We start from the raw sequence: 21,894 nt of genomic DNA, 5'->3' as shown, positions 1-21,894 counted from the left end.
ATGAACATCGTGGCTGAACACAAAATATCGGGCGAACCGATCGACAAGGCGCCCAAGCGCCCGGTGAAGCCGGTGCGCTGGTTCATCATTGTCGGTTTGCTGCTCGGCGCACTCGTCGGCGGGCTGGTCTGGTTCAATTCTTTCCGTGGCCAGATGATCAAGCAGTTCTTCGCCAACAACAAGCCGCCGCCGGTGAGCGTCAGCGCGGCTGAGGCGAAGTCCGAGGCGGTGCCGAACCTGTTGACCGCGGTCGGCGAGCTTGCCGCCGTGCATCAGGTCAATGTCACCGCCGACGTCAACGGCCGAGTCACCGAGATCAAGTTCGAGCCGGGCGCGCATGTCGAGGAAGGCACGCCGCTGGTGCAGCTCTTCGACGCGCCGGAGCAGGGTGACCTCGCCAACTTCAAGGCGCAGGCAACCGTCGCACAGCTCTCGCTCGATCGCGCCAAGCAGCTCGCCTCACGCCAGTTCGGGCCGCAGGCGACCGTCGACCAGGCGCAAGCCTCCTACGATCAGGCGATGGCAGGCATCGCCAAGACGGAAGCCTTGATCTCGCAGAAGCTGGTGCGGGCGCCGTTCTCCGGCGATCTCGGCGTGCGCAAGGTCGAGGTAGGCCAATATCTCACCGCGGGCACGGCCATCGTGTCGCTCACGGATCTGTCGGTGCTGTGGGCCAATTTCACCGTGACGGAGAAGGACTCAGGCAATCTCAAGGTCGGCCAGACCGTGCGGCTGAAGGTCGACGCCTATCCGGGCCGCGTCTTCGAGGGCAAGATCACCACCATCGAGCCGCAGATCGCGAGTGACACCCGCAACATCCGCGTGCAGGCGACGATTGCGAATCCGGACAAGATCCTCAAGCCCGGCATGTTCGTGACCACCACCGTCGTGTTGCCCGATAAGCCGCCCGTGATCACCGTTCCGGAGACGTCGGTCGACTACACGCTTTATGGCGACTCGGTGTTCGTCATCACCGAAAAGCAGGGCGAGGACGGCAAGACCAGCCTCTCCGCGGTGCGTACCTTCGTGCAGACCGGCAATCGGGTCGAGGGCCGCGTCGAGATCCTGAAGGGCCTGAAGCCGGGCGACAAGGTCGTCGCCGTCGGCCAGCTCAAGCTGCAATCGGGTGCGGCGGTGGCGATTTCGTCCGATCCGGCGCCGTCCGTTCCGGCGCAGCCGCCGCGCTACTGATTAACGCGCTCGCGTGATCCGGCCTGACGCCGGATCACGCCACTCAAGCCAACGAATTCGAGATCGCCGCAATGGCCTTTACCGATATCTTCATCAAGCGACCGGTCCTGTCGGTCGTCGTCAGCCTGCTGATCCTGCTGATCGGCCTGCGCGCGGCGATGGTGCTGCCGATCCGGCAATATCCCAAACTGTCGAACACGGTCGTCAACGTCACGACGGTGTATCCCGGCGCGTCCGCCGACCTGATCCAGGGCTTCATCACCACGCCGATCGAGCAGGCGGTCGCTTCGGCCGAAGGCGTCGATTACATCACCTCGTCCTCGGTGCAGGGCACCTCGACGATCCAGATCTACATCAAGCTGAACTTCGACCCGAACCAGGCGCTCACCGAGGTGCTCGCCAAGGTGAACTCGGTCAAATATCTGATCCCAAAGGAATCCAACGACCCGATCGTCACCAAGACGACGGGCCAGACCACGGCCGTGATGTATCTCGGCTTTTCCTCGGAGGAGCTGTCGGGCTCGGCAATCTCGGACTATCTGACGCGCGTGGTGCAGCCGGTGCTGTCGACCGTCGACGGCGTGGCGTCGGCCGACATTCTGGGCGGTCAGACCTTTGCGATGCGGCTGTGGCTTGATCCCGTGAAGATGGCCGGTCGCAACGTGTCGCCCGGGGACATCGCGGCCGCGATCACCGCCAACAACTTCCAGTCGGCGGCCGGCCAGACCAAGGGCTATCTGATCGTCTCGAACATCTCGACGAACACGGGCCTGACCGACGTCAACCAGTTCAGGAAGATGATCGTCAAGGCGAAGGACGGCGGCTTCGTGCGGATGGAGGACATCGCGACCGTCGAGCTTGCTGCGCAAAGCACGGATGCGAGCGTCGCCTTCAACGGCGAGCACGCGATCTTTATCGGCGTGCAGGCCACCCCGCAAGGCAACCCGCTGACGCTGGTGAAGGGCGTGCGCGCGCTGTTCCCCGAGCTCGAGCGCAACCTGCCGCCGTCGATGAAGATGAAGGTCGCCTACGACTCGACCAAGTTCATCCAATCCTCGATCGACGAGGTCGAGAAGACGCTGGGCGAGGCCGTGATCATCGTCATCGTGGTGATCTTCCTGTTCCTGGCCTCGTTCCGCTCGGTGATCATCCCCGTCGTCACGATTCCCTTGTCGATGATCGGCGTCTGTACGCTGATGCTCGCATTCGGCTTCAGCTTCAACCTCTTGACGCTGCTCGCGATGGTGCTCGCGATCGGCCTCGTGGTCGACGACGCCATCGTGGTGGTGGAGAACATCCACCGCCATCTCGAGGAGGGCAAGACGCCGGTGCAGGCGGCTCTGCAAGGCGCGCGCGAGATCGTCGGCCCCGTTGTCTCGATGACCATCACGCTCGCCGCCGTGTACGCGCCGATCGGCTTCCTTGGCGGCCTCACCGGCTCGCTGTTCCGCGAATTCGCGTTCACGCTCGCGGGCTCGGTGATCGTGTCGGGCATCATCGCGCTGACGCTGTCGCCGATGATGTGCTCGGTGCTGCTCAAGAACACCGAAGAGGGCCGCTTCGCCAAGCTCGTGAACAAGGTGTTCGGCGCCGTGACGCGCTGGTACGGCCGCAGGCTCGACCGCTCGCTCGACTACAAGGCGGTGACCGGCCTGTTCGCGGTGACGATCCTCGGCCTCGTCGGCTTCCTCTATATGCACACCTCGAAGGAGCTGGCGCCGGAAGAAGACCAGGGCATCGTGTTTGCGGTGACCAAGGCGCCGAAATACGCCAATATCGACTATCTCGATTTCTACGGCGAAAAGCTCGACAAGAAGTTTCAAAGCTTCCCCGAGACCGATTTGCGCTTCGTGCTGAATGGCATCAACGGCCCGCAGGGCGGTATTGCCGGCATGCTGCTCAAGCCGTGGGACGAGCGCAAGCGTTCGTCGATCCAGTTGAAGCCGCTGGTGCAGGGCGAGCTCTCCAAGATCGAGGGCGTGCAGGCGTTCGCCTTCAACCTGCCGCCGCTGCCGGGTGGGCCGGGAGGCCTGCCGGTGCAGATGGTGATCAATTCGACCGCCGGCTTCCAGACCGTCTATGAACAGATGGAGAAGCTGAAGGACGCCGCGCGCAAGAGCGGCATGTTCATCGTCTCCGACAGCGATCTCGCCTTCAACCAGCCTACGGTGAAGGTGAAGATCGATCGTACCAAGGCGCAGGACCTCGGCATCAACATGCAGAACGTCGGTAGCGCGCTGGCCGTGCTGCTCGGCGGCAACTATATCAACCGCTTCAACCTGGAGGGACGCTCCTACCAGGTGATCCCGCAGGTTCCGCGGGAGAAGCGGCTCTCGCCGGAGGCGCTCGACGGTTACTACGTCACGACCAATACGGGCCAGCAGGTTCCGCTGTCCACCGTGCTGTCGATCGAGACCTCGACCGAACCGAACTCCCTGACGCACTATAATCAGCTGAACTCGGCGACCTTCTCGGCCGTGCCGATGCCCGGCGTGACCGTTGGCGCTGCGGTCGACTTCCTCGAAGGCGAGGCCAAGAAGCTGCCGCAAGGCTTCAGCCACGACTATCTCGCCGATAGCCGGCAATACGTGCAGGAAGGCAATCAGCTCGCGATCACCTTCGCTTTCGCGCTGATCATCATCTTCCTGGTGCTGGCGGCGCAGTTCGAGAGCCTGCGCGATCCGCTGGTCATCATGATCTCGGTACCGATGGCGATCGTCGGTGCGCTGATCCCGCTGTTCTTCGGCGCCGCGACGATGAACATCTACACCCAGGTCGGCCTGCTGACACTCGTCGGCCTGATCACCAAGCACGGCATCCTGATGGTGGAGTTCGCCAACGAGCTGCAGGTCAACGAACGGCTCGATCGCCGTTCGGCAATCGAAATGTCGGCCCGTATCCGTCTGCGGCCAATCCTGATGACGACGGCTGCGATGGTCACCGGCCTGATCCCGCTGTTGACCGCGACCGGTGCGGGTGCGGCCAGCCGCTTCTCGATCGGTCTCGTGGTCGTAGCCGGCATGTCGATCGGCACGCTGTTCACGCTGTTCGTGCTGCCGGCGGTCTATGTGGTGCTCGCGACCGACCACCGCGCCAAGACCGAATCGGAGCGGAACAAGCAGATCGAGGCGCTGGACGTCGGCTCCAGCGCGCTGCGGCCGACCTGAGGCCGTTCAATCCAAGGTGAGGAGCGGCAATGGCCATCGCCATTGCCGCTTTTTTCTTGTCCCGTGCTAGACTTGTGCCGCGCAAAGGTTGCACCGGGGCAGGGAAGGCATGATGAGGCGGCGCGAATTCCTGGGAGGGCTCGGATGCGTTTCGCTGTTGTGGCCGGGCTCGGTCGCGGCACAGGGCGGCAAGATCTACCGTCTTGGCACGCTGACACCGATCGTGCCCATCACCGAGACAAGTCCAACCGGCAAGATCCTGATCAAGGTGCTCGGCGAGCGCGGCTTCAGTCTTGGCCAGAATCTGACTCTTGAGGCGCGGGGCGCGGCGGGCGATCTCACGAAGCTCCCCCCGCTGATCGCCGAGCTGAAGTCCAGGAGCGTCGACGCCATCGTGATCATTGGCTACCCGACGGCCATGGCCGCCAAGGCGGCGGGCGTGCCGACGGTCGCGGCCAGTGGCGTCGGCGACCCCGTCGAGACCCGGCTCATCGAAAGCCTCGCCCATCCCGGCGGCAACATCACCGGAATTTCGGATGTCGCGGCGACGCTCAGTGCCAAGCGGCTGGCGTTGTTGAAGGAGATGTCGCCGAAATTGACCAAGGTCGCCATGCTCTGGAACAAGGACGACCTCGGCATGACCATGCGCTATCAGGCATCGGCGAAGGCCGCCCAGGCGCTTGGGCTGACCGTGCAGGCGCTCGGTGTCCGCGAGCCCGACGATTTCGACGAGGCCTTCTCGGTGATGTCAGGCGATTTGCCGGACGGCATCCTGATGGTGGCGGATGCGCTCACCATTCTCAACCGCAAGCGGGTGTTCGAGTTCGCCGCCGTCAGGAAGCTGCCGGCGATCTACGAAAATGATGACTTCGCCCGCGACGGCGGGCTGATGTCCTACGGGCCGGACGTGTCGGAATGTTTCGAGCGGGCAGCAGCACTGGTCGCTCGCATTTTCAGCGGGGCGAACCCCGGCGATCTGCCGTTCGAGCAGCCGACCCGCTATCCCCTCGCGCTCAACCTGAAGACGGCGAAAGCGACCGGACTCGAGATTCCGCCCACCTTGCTGGCCCTCGCGGACGAAGTCATCGAGTAACCTTGTGCGCTGCGGCAAGAGACAAGCACCGGCCTTCTTGCTAGGTTTGGCGGGATGAGCATTTCCCTCCATCCCGACACGCCGCAGGGCCGGTCGCTGCCTGGTAGCGCAGCGGCGAGCGATGCCGCTTCCGGGGAGGTCCCGCGGCCCGGGATCCGGAGCCGTCTGTTCACCAAATATGTCGGGCTGTTCGTGGCTGTCGTGGGCATTGCGCTGCTCGCCAACGGTCTCTTCGAGGTGTTCTTCTATTATCGCGAGCACAAGACCGCGCTTATCCGCGTTCAGCGCGAACAGGCCGAGGCGGCCGCCGCCAAGATCAGCCAGTTCGTCAAGGAGATCGAGAGCCAGCTTGGCTGGACCACGCAACTGCCATGGTCGCCTGGCTCGATCGAGCAGCGCCGCTTCGATGCGCTGCGGCTTCTGCGCCAGGTTCCGGCCATCACCGAACTCGCCCAGGTCGATTCGACCGGCAAGGAGCGCTTGCGCGTCTCGCGCCTGGCGATGGACGTCGTCGATAGCGGGATCGATCTCTCCACGGATGCGAAATTCACCGAGGCCGTTGCGCACAAGGTCTATTACGGGCCGGTCTATTTCCGGAGAGAATCCGAGCCCTACATGACGCTGGCGCTCGCCGGCACGCGCAAGGACGCCGGCGTCAGCATCGCGGAAGTCAATCTCAAGCTGATCTGGGACGTCGTTTCGCAGATCAAGGTCGGCGAGCATGGGCATGCCTATGTGGTGGGCTCACAGGGCCGGCTGATCGCGCATCCCGATATCAGCCTGGTATTGCGCAACACCGACATGTCGAGACTCGAACAGGTGCGCGCCGCGCAGGCCGGCGGCGGGACCATGCCTGACTCGTTGCAGGAGGCGACGAATATCCAGGGCCAGAAGGTGCTGACGGCGTCTGCGCCGATCGCGCCACTGGGCTGGACCATGTTCGTGGAGCTTCCGGTCGAGGAGGCCTATGCCTCGCTCTATGCCTCCCTGCAACGTCTCGCCATCGTGCTGCTCGCAGCATCCATCTTCGCAGTGCTCGCGGGGATCTTCCTGGCGCGCCGCATGGTCGGCCCGATCCAGGCGCTGCGCACCGGCGCCGAGCGCATCGGCGGCGGCGACTTCTCGCAGCGCATCTCGATCAAGACCGGCGACGAGCTGGAAGGGCTCGCCAACCAGTTCAACGACATGGGCGCGCGCTTGCAGGAGTCCTACGCGGATTTGGAAAACAAGGTCGAGCAGCGCACGGCGGAATTGAGCGAATCCCTGCAGCAGCAGACGGCGACCGCCGACGTGCTCAAGGTGATCAGCCGTTCCGCGTTCGATCTGAAATCCGTGCTGACAACGCTGACGGAATCAGCGCAGGCGCTGTGCGGCGCCACGCTCGGCATCATCTGCCTGCGCGATGGCGAGGTGATGCGGCTCAAAGCCGAGTCGGGCTGCACGCAAGCCTTCATCGATTTCATGCAGGCTCACCCGATCAGGCCGGGACGTGAGACCATCACCGGCCGCGTCTTCATGGACGGCAAGCCGGTTCACGTTCCCGACATTCGCGAGGACTCCGAATATGACTTCGGACAGGCGCCTGTGATCGGCCTCTATCGTGCCGTGCTCGCCGTGCCGCTGATGCGCGACAAGGCGGTTGAAGGTGTGCTTCTGCTGGGACGGCCCGATCCGGGCCCCTTCAGCCAGCGCCAGATGGACCTCGTCCAGACCTTCGCCGACCAGGCGGTCATTGCGATCGAGAATGTGCGCCTGTTCGAGCAGGTCCAGGAGCGCACCAAGGAGCTCTCCCAGTCCCTCGACGAGCTGCGCACCGCACAGGATCGCCTGATCCAGACCGAGAAGCTGGCCTCGCTCGGTCAGCTCACCGCCGGCATCGCGCACGAGATCAAGAATCCGCTGAATTTCGTCAACAATTTCTCGTCGGTCTCGACCGAGCTGATCGACGAGCTCAACGAGGTGCTGCAAGGAGCCGGCCTCGACGACAAGGCCAAGGAGGAGGTCGCCGAGCTTACCCATATGCTCAAGGGCAACCTCGAGAAGGTGGTGCAGCACGGCAGGCGTGCGGACTCCATCGTCAAGAACATGCTGCTGCATTCGCGCGAAGGCTCGGGCGAGCGGCGGCCGGCGGACATCAACGCGCTCGTCGAGGAGAGCCTCAACCTCGCCTATCACGGCGCGCGTGCCGAAAAGCCGGGCTTCAACATCACGCTCAAGCGCGACCTCGATCCGGCCGCCGGCATGCTCGACATCTATCCGCAGGAGATCACCCGCGTCTTCCTCAACCTGATTTCGAACGGCTTCTATGCCGCGACCAAGCGCAAAGAGAGCGAGGGCGGTGGGTTTGAGCCGACGCTGAGCGCGTCAACCAGGAATCTCGGCAACAAGGTCGAAATCAGGATCCGCGACAACGGCACCGGCATCCCGCCTGAGGTGAAGGAAAAAATGTTCAATCCCTTCTTCACCACCAAACCGGCCGGCGAGGGAACCGGGCTTGGCCTGTCGATGAGTCACGACATCGTGGTGAAACAGCATGGCGGCACGGTCGACGTAAATACTGAGCCGGGTGCTTTCACCGAATTCATCATTACGCTGCCGCGCATGCTGGCAGAAGGCAATACCGGAGGCAGGAATTGAACGTCTATATCCTTGTCGTCGACGACGAGCCCGACGTTGAGGCGCTGTTTCGTCAGCAGTTCCGCCGAGACCTGCGCGCGGGCCGTTTCCAGATGGAATTTGCCCCGTCCGCGCCGGTGGCGATCGAACGCGCCGTCGAAGTGCGCGATCCCTCGCTGATCCTGATCCTCTCCGACATCAACATGCCCGGCATGAGCGGGCTCGACATGTTGCCGAAGGTGCGCGCGGAACGCCCGGATGTGCCCGTGATCATGATTACGGCCTACGGCGATGCGGAAACACGGCGGAAGGCGATCGAGCGCGGCGCGGTGGGACTTCTGACCAAGCCGATCGATTTTGCGCTGTTGCGGCAGGAGATCGACACCAGGCTCGAGCAAGCGGCATGACATCCACGATTCTCGTTGTCGATGATGAACCCGATCTGGAGGCGCTGGTTCTCCAGAAGTTTCGCAGGCAGATTCGCGAGGGGCTCGTCAGCTTCATGTTTGCCCATGATGGCATCGAGGCACTGCAATCGATCGAGCTGCATCCGCATGTCGATCTGGTGGTGTCCGACATCAACATGCCGCGGATGGACGGGCTGTCGCTGCTCCAGAAACTCCAGGAGGCCGAGGACAAGAAGTCGACCATCATCGTCTCCGCCTATGGCGATATGAGCAACATCCGCACCGCGATGAACCGCGGCGCCTTCGACTTCCTGACCAAGCCGATCGACTTCGCGGATCTGGAGGCCACGATCCAGAAGACCATCCGCCACGTCGAGACGCTGCGCGAGGCGCGTCGCCGGCAGGCCGAAGCCGAGCGCGCGCATGCCTCGCTGTCGCGCTATTTCTCACCCGAGATCGCCAAGCGTCTGGCCGCGGCGAGCGGCGAGAGCGACGGCATGGACGTGCAGTGGCGCGACGTCGCGACCATTTTCACCGATATCACCGGCTTCACGACGCTGGTCGAGAGTGCGGCACCGGAGACGCTGGGCGAGCTTCTCAACGCCTATGTCGGCGGGATGACCGATGTTGTGTTCGAGCACGAGGGTACCGTTGCAAAGATCATCGGCGATGCCATCCAGGTGCTGTTCAACGCCCCCGGGGATCAACCCGATTTTGCGACGCGTGCGGTCGCCTGCGCGCACGATCTCGATATATGGGCCGAAGGCTTTCGGCAGCGCTGGAAAGACAAGGGCGTCAATTTTGGCGCGACACGCATCGGCGTCCACGCCGGGCCCGCACTGGTTGGTAATTTCGGCGGCAGCCGCTTCTTCGACTACACCGCCTATGGCGACACCATCAACACGGCGGCGCGGCTGGAAGCCGCCAACAAGTATTTGGGCACGCGCATCTGCGTCAGCGCCACCATCGCCAAGGGCGTAGCCAATTTCCAGGGGCGGCCGGTGGGTGACCTCATGCTGCGCGGCCGCAGCGAGCCGCTGCGCGCCTTCGAGCCGCTCCCGCAAGCAAAGTTCGAAATGCCTCTGACGACGCAATACTCCGAAGCCTTTGCCAAGCTTGAAGCCGGTGACGTCGCGGCCATGCCGGCCTTCGCCGCGCTGGTCGGCATGCACGCCGACGATGCGCTGGCCGGTTTTCACCTCAAGCGCCTGCTCAACGGCGCCAAGGGCGTCCGCATGCAACTGGAATAGGGCTTCGAAGATGACCCGCGAATTCGCCGCCGGCAATTATCGCTTCATTCCGTCCGTGTTCCAGTATTCGGCGGGTGCCGCCGCCGACCCCGGCTACGAGATCGAGCGCGTCCGCTTCGATCGTCTCCTGCCTCTCGCCGAGGGATTTGCGCAAGCCGCCAAATTTATCCGGGAGGCCGGGCGTCCGCTGACGGCGTTCTGCGCCTGCGAGCTGCGCTCGCCGGCCGCGTTCACGGAAGAGGGTTTCCGCAACTTCAATCTGCACTACGTCAAGACGCTGTCGGAGTGGGGCATCTTCGACGGCACCACCAATCCGGTAGCGCGCAGCAATGTCTGTCCCGAGATCGATCCGCCCGCCGAGCCTTCCTTCCACGCGTTCTCCTTCACGCGGCCGACGCGATCGAGCCCGCCGAGTTTCGTAATTGCCGGAGGCGCCGAGGCGCGAGAGGGAAGCGGCAGCTATGTCGAGCGCACCGTGCGCTACCGCGACCTGAGCCCGGAAGGCATCACGGAGAAGGTCCGCTCCACCACGTCGCAGATGGAGAGCCGCCTTTCGGCATTTGGTTTCGGCTGGAAGGAGACAACGGCCGTGCAGGCCTATTCGATCCGCGATTTCCACCACGCGCTGGCCGAGGAACTGGTCCGTCGTGGCGCTTTGCGCTCCGGCCTGACCTGGCACTTTGCACGGCCGCCGGTGGTGGATCTCGAATTCGAGATGGATTGCCGGCGCGTGGTGCGCGAGGTCGTGATCTAGCGCTGGCGCGGATCGAGCGCATCGCGCAGGCCGTCGCCGAGCAGGTTCAGGGACAGCACCACCAGGAAAATCGCAAGGCCCGGCCATATCGCCATCCACGGCGCCTGCGTCAGGAAGCGCTGGGCGGCGTTGAGCATGCTGCCCCAGGACGGCGCAGGCGGCTGCTGGCCGAGCCCCAGGAATGACAGCGCGGCCTCCGCGATGATCGCGGCGGCGATCGACAGCGTCGCCTGGACCAGGAGCGCCGGCAGGATGTTGGGCAGGATGTGGGCGAATGCGATCCGCCAGGACGGGTTGCCGAGCGCGCGCGCGGCTTCGACATAGTCCTCGGCCTTGACGCTCAGCACCTGCCCGCGTGTCAGGCGAATGAACACTGGCGTCGCCGAGATGCCGATCGCAATCATGGCGTTGCCGAGGCTTGGACCCAGGAACGCCGCGAGCGCGATAGCCAGGATCAGGAACGGGCATGCGAGCATCGCATCGGTGATCCGGCTGATCAGCGCGTCGGTGAAGCCGCCGCGATAGCCGGCAAGCAGGCCGAGTGGTACGCCGATGCCAAGCGCAATCGCGACCGAGATAGCGCCAGCGAGCAGTGAGGCGCGCGCGCCATAGATGACGCGGCTCAATATGTCGCGGCCGAGCTCATCGGTGCCGAACCAATGCAGCGCGGTGGGGGCTTTTCGCACCAGGCTCCAGCTCGTGGCGACGGGATCATAGGGAACGATCAGCGGCGCCAGCAGGGCCAGCAGGATGAACACCGTCATCACGACGAGCCCCAGGACCGCCGCCTTGCGCTTGAACAGGCGTCGCCGGGCGCGGCGTGCGGGGCTGTCGAGCTCGCTCGTATCAGTGAAAGGATTGGCCGAGAGCGCGGTGTCGGCCATGGGCTAACCTCTTAGCCGCGGATTGACGAGGATATAGGCGATGTCGGCGATCAGGTTGAGCGTGATGTAGATCGTCGCGGTGACCAGCACGACACCCTGCACGACCGCATAGTCGCGGTTGAACACGGCGTCCACGATCAGCTTGCCGAAACCGGGTATCGAAAAGATCTGCTCGGTCAGTACCGCGCCCGACAAGAGTGTGCCGAGCTCGAGCGCACCGAGCGTGATCACCGGCGTCAGCGCATTGCGCATGGCGTGCTTGAGGATGACGGTCCGCTCCAGGAGGCCCTTGGCGCGCGCGGTGCGGACATAGTCGCTCTCCAGCACCTGAAGCATGGCGCTGCGCGTATGCCGCATCAGGATCGCGGCGATGGCATTGCCGAGCACGAAGGCTGGCATGATCGTGGCGGCAAGGCTCGCGCGCCAGTCCTCGGTCAGCGGCACATAGCCGGAGGCCGGCAGCCAGCCGAGCTCGATCGAGAACAGGAAGATCAGCATGATGCCGAGCCAGAAGTTCGGCGTCGAGATGCCCCACAGCGCAAACAGGTTGGCACCGTAGTCCCAGGCCGTGCCTTTCTTGACCGCCGAGACGATGCCGGCGGGAATGCCGATCAGGAACGCGATCAGGATCGCCATCGACGCGAGCTGCAGCGTCACGGGAAGCTTCTGCGCGATCAGCGTGCGCACCGGCATCTTGTTGCGCAGGGATTCGCCGAAGTCGCCGGTCAGAACGCCCTTCACCCAATAGGCGTATTGGACGGGGATCGGCTGATCGAGCCGGTATTGCCGGCGGATCTGCTCGATCACGGCGGGATCACGCTCCTCGCCGGCCATCACCAGCGCCGGATCGCCCGGCAGGAGTTGCTGGAGCGAGAAGATCAGCACCGACACGAAGAACAGCGTCGGGATGATCTGCGCGAGACGGCGGGCGAGGAAGTTCAGCATGGACGCTCCCATGTCCCGGGTGCGGCGCAACATGCAATGTTGCGACGCTCAACCGGGACCCATGCATCATTGTTTGGGGCTCTGGGTCCCAGCTCTGCGGCGCAGCGCTTTCGCGCCTCACCGCGTCCGGGACACGAGCGTGAGGCGAGGCGCGTCACTTCAGCTTGAGCCCGACGACGCGCACGAGTCCGTCCGGCATCTGCTTGTATCCTTCAAGCTTGGTCGTGTGAGCGATGATGATGCGGCGGTGGTAGAGATAGAGGATCGGTTCTTCCTCCTGAACCAGCTTCGCCAGAGTCTCATAGATCGCCTTGCGCTTGTCGGGATCGCTGACGAGCCGGGCTTCCTCGAGCGCTCTGTCGGCCTGCGCATTGTTCCACGCGCCATAGTTCTGCGGCGCATCGCTATGCAGGAAGATATAGGAGTTGCCGTCGGGATCGACGCGGCCGCTCCAGGCGAGCACGAAGGCCTGATAATCACCGGCCTCGGCCTGCTTGAGCCCGGTCGCAAACTCAGTGACACGGATCTTCATGTCGAAGCCGGCTTCCGCCGCCATCGACTGGATCACCTGCGCCGGCGTTTCGGTTTCCGCGCCTTTCGGCACCAGGAAATCGACGCTGACAGGCGGCGTCACACCGGCTTCCTTCAACAGCGCCTTGGCCTTCTCCACGTTGCGGGCGCGGACCGGAAACGCCTTCTGATAATAGGGGTGGTCGGGATTGACCCATTGGTTGCCGACCTGAAACTCGCCGTTGAAAACGACCTGGTTGATCGCCTCGCGGTCGATGGCCAGATCGAGCGCCTGGCGCACCTTTGCGGACTGGCTGAGCGGTCCTTTGGCCTTGTCCTTGCCGATGTTGAGCGTGACGCCCTGATAGCCGAGCTCGATCGCGGTCGCGACCTTCAGCCGCGAGTCGGCCCGCACGTCCTTCAGATCGGTCGCGAGCACCCGCTCGATCAGGTCGAGCCCGCCGGATTTCAGATTGGCAAGCCGCACGGTTGAATCGACGATCGGCTGGAACACGACGCGGTCGATGAAGATGTTGTCCTTGTTCCAATAGTCGGCGAATTTCTCGAAAACGATGCGGTCCTGCTGTACGCGTTCGACGAATTTGTAGGGACCGGCGCAGACCGGATGCAGGCCGAACTTGTCGCCTTCGGCCTTGGCCGCTTTCGGCGAGACCATCATGCCGGCGCGATCGGTGAGCTGTGCGAGCAGCGGCGAGAACGGCGCCTTCAGCACCAGCCTGATGGTGAGGGGATCGACCACCTCGACATGGTCGACCGAGGCGAGCTCGGGCTTGCGGAACGAGCCGGGGAGAGTGAGGTGCCGCTCGAGCGAGAACTTTGCCGCTTCCGCGTCGAACGGCTCGCCATCATGGAATTTCACGCCGGGCCGGAGCTTGATCACGAGCGCCTTGCCGTCGTCGGCGGTCTCGCTGGACAGCGCGAGCTGCGGCACGATGTTGAGCTTCTCGTCGATGTCGAACAGCTTGTCGCAGAATGCGGCGAACACGATGCGGCCGACATAGGTGCGCGCCATGGTCGGATCGAGGATATCGGGGTCCTCGGCAAGCCCGATACGCAGCGTGGTCTGGGCCTGCACGGCGCCGAGCGACATCAGCAATGTGGCGGTGGTGGCCGCGAGGCGGAACATCTTCATTGCATCATCCCCATAGCTGGCGGCTACCTAGGTGCCGGTGCATCTTGTATACCAACCCCGGAGGGGCCAGCGCCTTCCGTCTTTCGGCTGAAGGCGGTAACCAATTTCGCAAGCGCCGGCGACAACGCGTACGGGGCTGGCAGGACGGCGTCGGCCGGGGGCAGTTCCGCGACGCGGTGACACGCCGTGGCGTGGCCGCTGCCATCAGCCAAAAGTTGCGGTGCCTCGCTGCGGCAGCGGTCGATCACGAATGGGCAGCGAGTGTGAAAGCGGCAGCCTGCCGGCGGGTTGAGCGCGCTCGGCATCTCGCCCTTGAGCAGGATGGTGCTTCGCTTTGCGTGCGGCTGCGGCAAGGGGATCGCGGATAGCAGCGCGCGGCTATAGGGATGGCGCGGCGCGGCGAAAAGCGCGTCGGCTTCGGCCGTCTCGACGATGCGGCCGAGGTTCATCACGGCGACACGGTCGGCGATATGCTTCACCACGGCAAGGTCGTGGGACACGAAGATGTAGGCGAGGCCGAGCCGGTCCTGCAATTCGCGCAGCAGGTTCAGGATCTGCGAGCGGATCGACACGTCGAGCGCCGAGACCGGCTCGTCGCAGATGATCAGCCTGGGCTCGACCGCGAGCGCACGGGCAATCGCGATGCGCTGGCGCTGGCCGCCCGAGAATTCGTGCGGATAGCGGCGCGCCAGCCGCGGCTCAAGTCCGACCAGCTGCAACAGTTCTTCGACGCGTTCGCGCCGCCGTGATGGCGGGACGAGGTCATGCAGCGCCAGCGGCTCGGTCAGGATCTGGCTGACCGTCATCCGGGGGTTGAGGGAGGCGTAGGGGTCCTGAAAGATGATCTGCGCCTTTCGGCGGAAGGCGCGCAGCGTATTGATATCGAGCGCGAGCAGATCGCGGCCTTCGAAACGGATGCTCCCCGCGTCCGGCTCGATCAGGCGTAGCACCAGCCGGCTGACCGTCGATTTGCCGCAGCCGGATTCGCCGACCAGTGCCAGCGTCTTGCCGGCTTCAAGTGTAAAGCTGACCCCGTCGACGGCCTTGACGAGGGCCCTGGGTCTGCCGAGCAGCGAGCGCTCGGCAACGAAATGCTTGACCAGATTTTCGACCTCGAGCAGCGCTGTCATCGAGTCCACTCCTCGCGAGGACTTGTCTCGTGTCCCGGGCGCGGCGCAACGCGAAGTGTTGCGCCGCTGAACCGGGACCCAGCTCGTCGCAAAATGGGCCCCGGTTCAGCAGCGCACCACTGCGCTGCGCTTGTGCTGCGCCGCGCCCGGGGCACGAGAGAAGAGAGCAGCGCCATCACGACACCAGCTGCTCGAGCGGCGCGCGGATGCAGCGCGAGAGGTGGCCGGTGCTGACTTCGGCAAGCGGCGGCGGCGCTTTCGTGCAGGCCTCCAGCATGAAGGGGCACCTTGCAGCAAAACGGCAGCCCGCAGGTGGCTGCGCCATGTTCGGCACCATGCCTTCGATGGTTGCAAGCTGCTCGGTGTGGTGGTCGAGCCGCGGAATCGAGCCGAGCAGGCCGACAGTATAGGGATGCTGCGGTGAGGCAAACAACTCGTCCACCGGCGCGCGCTCGACGATCTCGCCGGCATACATCACGGCGACCTCGTCGCAGACTTCGGCGACGACGCCGAGATCATGGGTGATCAGGATGATGGCGGCGCCGCTCGCCGCCTTCAATTCGCGCATCAGCTCCAGGATCTGCGCCTGCAGGGTGACGTCGAGCGCCGTGGTCGGCTCGTCAGCGATCAAAAGACGGGGGTCGCAGGCGAGTGCCATCGCGATCATCACGCGCTGGCGCATGCCGCCGGAGAGCTTGTGCGGGTATTCGTCGATGCGCCGCTCGGGCGAGGCAATGTGGACGCGACGGAGCAGGTCGATCGCCCGCTCGCGGGCACTCTTCCTTGAGCCGCCGCGGTGGCGCAGGATCGTCTCGATGATCTGGTCGCCAATGGTGTAGCTCGGGTTGAGCGAGGTCATCGGTTCCTGGAAGATCATCGCGAGCCGGTTGCCGCGCAGGTCGCGCAGGCTCTTGTCGGAGCTTTGCAGGAGATCAATGCCATCGAAGCGGATCTTGCCGGTGACCTCGCTGGTCTGCTTCGGCAACAGTCCCATGATCGCAAGCGACGTCACGCTCTTGCCGCAACCGGATTCGCCGACGAGGCCGAGCGTCGCGCCGTTGACGACGCTGAGATCGACGCTGTCCACCGCGTGGGTGATGCGGCCATCGTCGCCATGGAAGCGGACGCGCAGGTTCTCGATCTCGATGAGGGGCGCCGCGCTCATTGCTCTGTCGTGCGGGCCGCCGCGATGCGGGCATCGATCACGGCGCGGTCGGTGATCCCGGCTGGGTTCCGGCGCGTCGGCAGCGATTCACGGAAATGCACCCAGAGCTCGTTGCTGACCTGCTCGAGCCGTGCCAGCTCGGCAAGCGGATCGGGATGATCATCGACGCGCAGGTCGAGCGCGGACCATTCCTCCTCGCCATGGATGAGCAGTGCAGCAGACTGCTTGCCGCGCTTGTCGCCGCCGGCGGCTTCGCCGGCGCGCATCGCCGCCAGCAGGCGGCGCGGGAAAGGCAAGCTGTCATTGGCGATGTAGGTTTTCGCGGTCTCGCTGAGGACGTCAGGACTGGCGAGCATGTTGCCGGCAATGGAGAAGCCGCTTCCCGCCGTGTGTCCGCACCAGTCGACGCAGTCGCGGCCGGTGTGCGCTGCAACCTCACCGCTGGCGTCCATGATGTGGACCTGACGGCTTTCACGGCCATCGTCGGTCGCGAGCAGCGCCGCGAGCACGTCATGTGCATTCAGGCCTTCGCGCAACAGCTTGACGCCGTCGATGCCATAATAGGGATTGACGAAAGCCTGCGTCGCGATGGCGCCAAGGCCAGCGGCGATAAAGGGGACGCGCGCGCCGACGGCGAAAAAGCGCGTCGCGACCGCGATGCCGAATTGGCCGGTGGCAGGATTTCGCGCGATGATCGACCAGGTCATGTCGTGCTCGTCTCGGTCAGCGCCCCGCAGCGTATCCCTGCATGCCGCGCGGATTGGCGGCGGCACGTCGGCGCACCCCGACGCGCGATGCGGCGGTGAGGCGGCCCTCGGACCAGTCGGGACCGACCTCCACGATATGCCCGCGCTCGCGCAAATTCTCGATCGTCGCCTTGGGCACGCGGTTCTCGACCACGAGCACGCCGGGACGCGCAGTGCGCGGCCAGAACGAGATCGGGAAATGCTCCGAATGCCAGGCCGGCGCGTCGATCGCCTCCTGGAGATTGAGGTTGCAGTGGACATGCCGCAGGAAGAACTGCGTGATCCACTGATCCTGCTGGTCGCCGCCCGGGGATCCCCAGGCGAGATACGGCTCGCCGTCACGCAGCGCCATGGTCGGCGACAGCGTGGTGCGCGGACGCTTGCCCGGCGCGAGCGAGGCGGGGTGACCTTCCTCCAGCCAGAACATCTGGGCGCGGCTGCCGAGACAAAAGCCGAGCTCCGGAATGACCGGCGAGGATTGCAGCCAGCCGCCCGACGGCGTCGAGGACACCATGTTGCCGGCCTTATCGATGATGTCGAAATGCACGGTGTCACCGCGCACCTCGCCGAACCTGCCGACGGTGGGCTCGCCGGCGCCGAGCGCGCCGACAGCCTCGCGTTGGCCTTCGGCGCGGCGCAGCTTGACGACCCCGCCAAAGCCTTCGACCGAGCCGGGCCGGAAGTCGAGCGAGGCCTTGTCGGTGACCAGCTTGCGGCGTTCGTCGTTGTAGGCATCCGACAGGAGCGTCGCGACCGGGATCTCGTTGAATTTGGGATCGCCGTAGAACTTTTCGCGGTCAGCGAAAGCGAGCTTGGCGCATTCGATCTGGAGATGGATGAATTCGGGGCCCGTCGGATCGAGCCCGTCGAGGGCAAAACCCTTGAGCAGCGCGAGCTGTTGCAAGGTGACCGGACCCTGGCTCCAGATGCCGGCCTTGCAGACGGTGTAGCGGCCGTAGTCATAGGTCAGCGGCGTTTCGATGGTCGGCTGCCAGCGCGCCATGTCGTCGGCCGAGAGCACGCCACGATGCGGCGAGCCGCTGACGTCCATCACCTCCTGGGTCCGGCAGAACTTGTCGATGGCCTCGGCGACGAAGCCTTTCGACCAGGCGTTCCGCGCGCGCTCGATCTCGGCGTCGCGGCCACCGCCGCCGCTTTCGGCTTCGCTGAGAATGCGGGCGTAGGTCGCAGCGAGAGTCTTGTTGGTGAAGAGCGTGCCGGGTTTTGGAACTTCGCCATTTGGTAGGTAAACCGCTGCCGACGTCGGCCAGTGCTTGCGGAACAGCTGCTCGACGGTCTTGATGGTCGCGCAGGCACGCTCGACCAGCGGATAGCCGTCGCGTGCGTAGGAGATCGCGCCTTCCAGCACGTCGCGCACGCGCATCGTGCCGTAGTCGCGGAGCAGCATCATCCAGGATTCGAAGGTGCCGGGGACGCAGGCCGCGAGCAGGCCGGTGCCGGGCACCATGTCGAGACCTTCGCTCTTGTAGTGGGCGATGGTTGCGCGCGCCGGCGCCGGGCCCTGGCCGCAGATCACCTCGGTGCGGCCGCGCTTCACGTCGTGCACGATGATGGGCACGTCCCCACCGGGGCCGTTGAGATGCGGCTCGACCACTTGCAGGGTAAAGGCCGCCGCGACGCCGGCGTCAAACGCGTTGCCGCCTTTTTCGAGGATGGCCATGCCGACGGCGGTTGCGATCCAGTGTGTGGTGGCGACGACCCCGAACGTTCCTTCGATCTCGGGCCGCGTCGTGAAGGGATCGGGATTGATGTTGCTGGCCATAAGAGATCACTTTTCTTGTTTGCGGCGACCGCAATTGATCACAGGCAAGACCCGCTGCCAATTGCGCGGTCAGCATGGCACGCGCGCGTCACGCCGGCACCGGCGCGGTGTTGACGGCGTGGCAGGCGACGCCGTCGATCAGTTGTGGCGTCTCCTTTCGACAGAGATCGAAGGCGAGGGGGCAGCGCGGATTGAAGGCGCAGCCCGGTGGTGGATTGATCGGGTTCGGGATCTCGCCCTTGACCGGAATACGCTGGCGGCCGGACATCGCCAGATCCGGCACCGCGCCGAGCAGCATCTTGGTGTAAGGCATGCGCGGGCGCGCGAACAGCTCACGTCCTTCGGCGATTTCGACGATGCGGCCGAGATACATCACGCCGACGCGGCTCGCCATGTGGCGGACGACCGCAAGGTTGTGGCTGATGAACATGTAAGTGAGGCCGAACTTGTCCTGGAGATCGCGCATCAGGTTGAGGATCTGCGCCTGCACGGACACGTCCAGCGCCGAGGTCGGCTCGTCGCAGACGATGAACTCGGCGTCGGACGCCAGCACGCGCGCGATCGCGATGCGCTGGCGCTGGCCGCCGGAGAACTCATGCGGGTATTTCAGCCGGTCGTCGGGATGCAGTCCGACCAGGCTCAACAATTCGCCGACGCGAGCCTGGATGTCGCGCTCGCCCTGGATCAGGTCGAAGGCGCGGATCGGCTCGGCGATGATGGCGTCAACCCGGAAACGCGGATTGAGACTCGCATAGGGATCCTGGAAGATCATCTGGATGCGGCGGCGTAGGCGGCGACGCGCCGGCGCCTGCTTTGGATCAGTCATCGAAACGCCGTCGATCAGGACCTGGCCCGAGCTCGGCGGCAGCAGCCCGACGATCATCCGTGCAACCGTCGTCTTGCCCGAGCCGGATTCTCCGACCAGCGCAAAGGTCTCGCCCTTGTTGATGTCGAAGGTGACGCCGTCGACGGCCTTGAGATATTCGAGATGGCCGCCCTCGAGCACCCGGTTCAGCCATGGCTTCGAGACGTCGAAGACGCGGCGCAAGTTCCTGGCCTGGACGAAGGGGGCGCTCATGCTGCGCTCTCCGCAGGGACGGTGTCATAGAGGTGGCAGGCCACCGATTGTGCGCCCTGGGCAAGCGGCTCGGGCCGCTCGACCCGGCAGCGGTCGAACGCAAAGGCGCAGCGCGGATTGAACGAACAGCCGCGCGGGATCGCCGACAGGCGCGGCATGGAGCCCGGGATCTGCACCAGGCGCTTGTCCTCGCCGGCGAGCGTCGGGATCGCGCCCATCAGGCCTTTGGCGTAGGGGTGCAGCGGATTCTTCACGACGTCCTGCACCGGGCCGATCTCGGCGACGCGGCCGGCATACATCACCGCGACGCGGTCGGAGGTCTCCGCGATCACGCCCATGTCGTGGGTCACCAGCATCACGGCGGTGCCGTGGTCGCGTCCGAGCCGCTTGATCAGCGAGATGATCTGCGCCTGCACGGAGACGTCGAGTGCGGTGGTCGGCTCGTCCGCGATGATCAGCTCGGGCTCGGCGCAGATCGCGAGTGCAATCACCACGCGCTGACGCATGCCACCGGAGAATTCGTGGGGATAGCCGTCGATGCGCTTTTCCGGCGCGGGGATGCCGACCTCGGCGAGGAGATCGATGGCGCGGCGTCGCGCGGCCTGCTCGGACAGGTTCAGATGCGTGCGGATCGTCTCCACGATCTGGTCGCCGATCTTGTAGAGCGGGTTCAGCGAGGTCAGCGGATCCTGGAAGATCATCCCGATCCGCTTGCCCCTGACACGGCGCATTTCCTCCGGTGGCAGGTTGTCGATGCGCGTGCCGGCGAGAAAAATCTCGCCGCCGGCGATTCGGCCGGGCGGATCGATCAGGCCAATCACGGAGAGCCCGGTGACCGACTTGCCGGCGCCGGATTCGCCGACCACGCCCAGCACCTCACCCTTGGCGATGTCGAAGGAGACGCCGTCGATCGCGCGCAGCGTGCCGCGACGGGAGGCAAACTCCACCTGAAGGTTACGCACGGAGAGAACTGTGTCGGTCATGGACGAGGTGGACTCACCTGAGCTTGGGATTGAGCGCGTCGCGCAGCCAGTCGCCCAGCAGGTTGATGGAGAGGATCAGCACCGCGAGCGCCAGTCCCGGGAAGGCGACGATCCACCATTCGCCGGCGAACAGGTAGTTGTTTCCGATGCGGATCAGCGTGCCGAGCGAGGGCATGGTCTCGGGCATGCCGGAGCCGAGAAACGACAGCGTCGCCTCGGTGATGATCGCGAGCGCGAGGTTGATGGTGGCAATCACCAGGATCGGCCCCATCGTGTTCGGCAGCACGTGGCGCAGCATGATCACGGGCGCGGGCAGGCCGATCAGCTGCGCGGCGGCGACATAGTCCTTGTTCTTCTCGACCATCACCGAGCCGCGTACCGTGCGGGCATATTGCACCCAGAAGCTCAGGCCGATTGCGAGCACCAGGACGCCGAGCATGCTCATCTCGTCGAGCTTGTTGCCGAGCACCGACTTGGCGATGCCGTTGATGAGGAGCGCGATCAGGATCGCGGGAAAGGAAAGCTGCACGTCGGCGACGCGCATGATCAGGCCATCGACAGCGCCGCCGAAATAGCCGGCTGTCAGGCCAAGGAGGATTCCGAGCGCGCCGGAGAACACGACGCCGAGGACGCCGACGAGAAGAGAGATCCGCAAGCCGTAGAGGATCGCGGACAGGACGTCGCGGCCCTGCTCGTCGGTGCCGAGCAGGAACGGGCTCTGACCGTCCGCGGTCCAGAGCGGCGAGATGCGCGAATTCAGGAGCTGGAGCTGCGCCGGATCAAACGGATTTTGCACGGCGAGCACGGAGGCGAAGATCGCCAGCAGGAAGAACAGCACCGTGATCGCAGCCGCGATCATGGTGATCTTGGAACGGCGGAAGGAGTAGAACAGGTCGCTCTCGACAGCGCGCTTGAACCAGCCGGAACGGGCTGCGCCGCGCGCGAGGGGCTCTTCCGCTTTGTGCTGGACGACGGCCTCGCTCATCTCAGTGTGCCCGGCTGACCGTCGAGCGCAAACGCGGATCGACGATGGTATAGA

General features: G+C 64.8%; 17 protein-coding genes. 7 read left to right on the top strand and 10 right to left on the bottom strand.

The genetic code is table 11. From position 1 onward, the window contains the following. From SO156_RS26000 to cnbZ, 7 genes are all read left to right on the top strand, one after another. Positions 1 to 1,191: an efflux RND transporter periplasmic adaptor subunit gene (locus SO156_RS26000; protein WP_458144389.1), complete on the top strand. Its 1,191-nt coding sequence runs from the start codon at positions 1 to 3 to the stop codon at positions 1,189 to 1,191. Positions 1,192 to 1,262: 71 nt separating this feature from the next. Further along, complete coding sequence (locus tag SO156_RS25995; protein WP_498536736.1) at positions 1,263 to 4,358, top strand: MexW/MexI family multidrug efflux RND transporter permease subunit; 3,096 nt, start codon at positions 1,263 to 1,265, stop codon at positions 4,356 to 4,358. A gap of 112 nt (positions 4,359 to 4,470) precedes the next feature. Continuing rightward, on the top strand, positions 4,471 to 5,451 hold the full coding sequence (locus SO156_RS25990; RefSeq protein WP_498536735.1) for an ABC transporter substrate-binding protein: 981 nt from the start codon (positions 4,471 to 4,473) through the stop codon (positions 5,449 to 5,451). 54 nt (positions 5,452 to 5,505) lie between these two features. Then, on the top strand, positions 5,506 to 8,088 hold the full coding sequence (locus SO156_RS25985; RefSeq protein WP_498536734.1) for an ATP-binding protein: 2,583 nt from the start codon (positions 5,506 to 5,508) through the stop codon (positions 8,086 to 8,088). Then, positions 8,085 to 8,474: a response regulator gene (locus SO156_RS25980; RefSeq protein ID WP_027525497.1), complete on the top strand. Its 390-nt coding sequence runs from the start codon at positions 8,085 to 8,087 to the stop codon at positions 8,472 to 8,474. The genes SO156_RS25985 and SO156_RS25980 overlap by 4 nt, the downstream gene beginning before the upstream one ends. Then, the gene (locus tag SO156_RS25975) at positions 8,471 to 9,724 is read left to right on the top strand and encodes an adenylate/guanylate cyclase domain-containing protein (RefSeq protein WP_458144385.1); all 1,254 of its coding nucleotides are present in this window, start codon (positions 8,471 to 8,473) and stop codon (positions 9,722 to 9,724) included. Before SO156_RS25980 ends, SO156_RS25975 begins: the two co-directional genes overlap by 4 nt. Positions 9,725 to 9,734: 10 nt before the next feature. Continuing rightward, positions 9,735 to 10,478 (top strand): 2-amino-5-chloromuconate deaminase CnbZ, encoded by a 744-nt coding sequence (gene cnbZ / locus SO156_RS25970; protein ID WP_498536733.1) that lies wholly within the window; start codon positions 9,735 to 9,737, stop codon positions 10,476 to 10,478. On the opposite strand, the gene SO156_RS25965 is transcribed toward cnbZ, so the two are convergent. From SO156_RS25965 to SO156_RS25920, 10 genes are all read right to left on the bottom strand, one after another. After that, positions 10,475 to 11,362 (bottom strand): ABC transporter permease, encoded by an 888-nt coding sequence (locus tag SO156_RS25965; protein WP_498536732.1) that lies wholly within the window; start codon positions 11,360 to 11,362, stop codon positions 10,475 to 10,477. The two genes, cnbZ and SO156_RS25965, sit on opposite strands and share 4 nt — an antisense overlap. 3 nt (positions 11,363 to 11,365) lie before the next feature. Further along, on the bottom strand, positions 11,366 to 12,307 hold the full coding sequence (locus SO156_RS25960; protein WP_458144382.1) for an ABC transporter permease: 942 nt from the start codon (positions 12,305 to 12,307) through the stop codon (positions 11,366 to 11,368). 154 nt (positions 12,308 to 12,461) lie between these two features. Continuing rightward, positions 12,462 to 13,970 carry an ABC transporter substrate-binding protein gene (locus SO156_RS25955; RefSeq protein ID WP_498536731.1) on the bottom strand — a complete coding sequence of 503 codons (1,509 nt, stop codon included), beginning with the start codon at positions 13,968 to 13,970 and terminating at the stop codon, positions 12,462 to 12,464. 23 nt (positions 13,971 to 13,993) lie between these two features. Further along, entirely contained in the window at positions 13,994 to 15,100 is a 1,107-nt protein-coding gene (locus SO156_RS25950) for an ABC transporter ATP-binding protein (RefSeq protein ID WP_498536730.1), read from the bottom strand. 175 nt (positions 15,101 to 15,275) lie between these two features. Then, entirely contained in the window at positions 15,276 to 16,265 is a 990-nt protein-coding gene (locus tag SO156_RS25945) for an ABC transporter ATP-binding protein (protein ID WP_498536729.1), read from the bottom strand. Continuing rightward, positions 16,262 to 16,972, bottom strand: coding sequence for a DUF1028 domain-containing protein (locus SO156_RS25940; RefSeq protein WP_498536728.1), 711 nt, complete (start codon positions 16,970 to 16,972; stop codon positions 16,262 to 16,264). The genes SO156_RS25945 and SO156_RS25940 overlap by 4 nt, the downstream gene beginning before the upstream one ends. A gap of 16 nt (positions 16,973 to 16,988) precedes the next feature. Beyond that, positions 16,989 to 18,794 (bottom strand): gamma-glutamyltransferase family protein, encoded by a 1,806-nt coding sequence (locus tag SO156_RS25935; RefSeq protein ID WP_498536727.1) that lies wholly within the window; start codon positions 18,792 to 18,794, stop codon positions 16,989 to 16,991. Between the two features lie 88 nt (positions 18,795 to 18,882). Continuing rightward, positions 18,883 to 19,872 carry an ABC transporter ATP-binding protein gene (locus SO156_RS25930; RefSeq protein WP_458144376.1) on the bottom strand — a complete coding sequence of 330 codons (990 nt, stop codon included), beginning with the start codon at positions 19,870 to 19,872 and terminating at the stop codon, positions 18,883 to 18,885. Next, a complete protein-coding gene (locus tag SO156_RS25925; protein ID WP_498536726.1) occupies positions 19,869 to 20,855 on the bottom strand; it encodes an ABC transporter ATP-binding protein in 987 nt (328 codons plus the stop codon). Before SO156_RS25925 ends, SO156_RS25930 begins: the two co-directional genes overlap by 4 nt. A gap of 13 nt (positions 20,856 to 20,868) precedes the next feature. Further along, the gene (locus tag SO156_RS25920; protein WP_458144374.1) at positions 20,869 to 21,840 is read right to left on the bottom strand and encodes an ABC transporter permease; all 972 of its coding nucleotides are present in this window, start codon (positions 21,838 to 21,840) and stop codon (positions 20,869 to 20,871) included. Positions 21,841 to 21,894: the final 54 nt, after the last annotated feature.

It is taken from the genome of Bradyrhizobium sp. UFLA05-125, from assembly GCF_059803515.1.
This window is presented reverse-complemented; position numbering and strand designations above follow the sequence as displayed.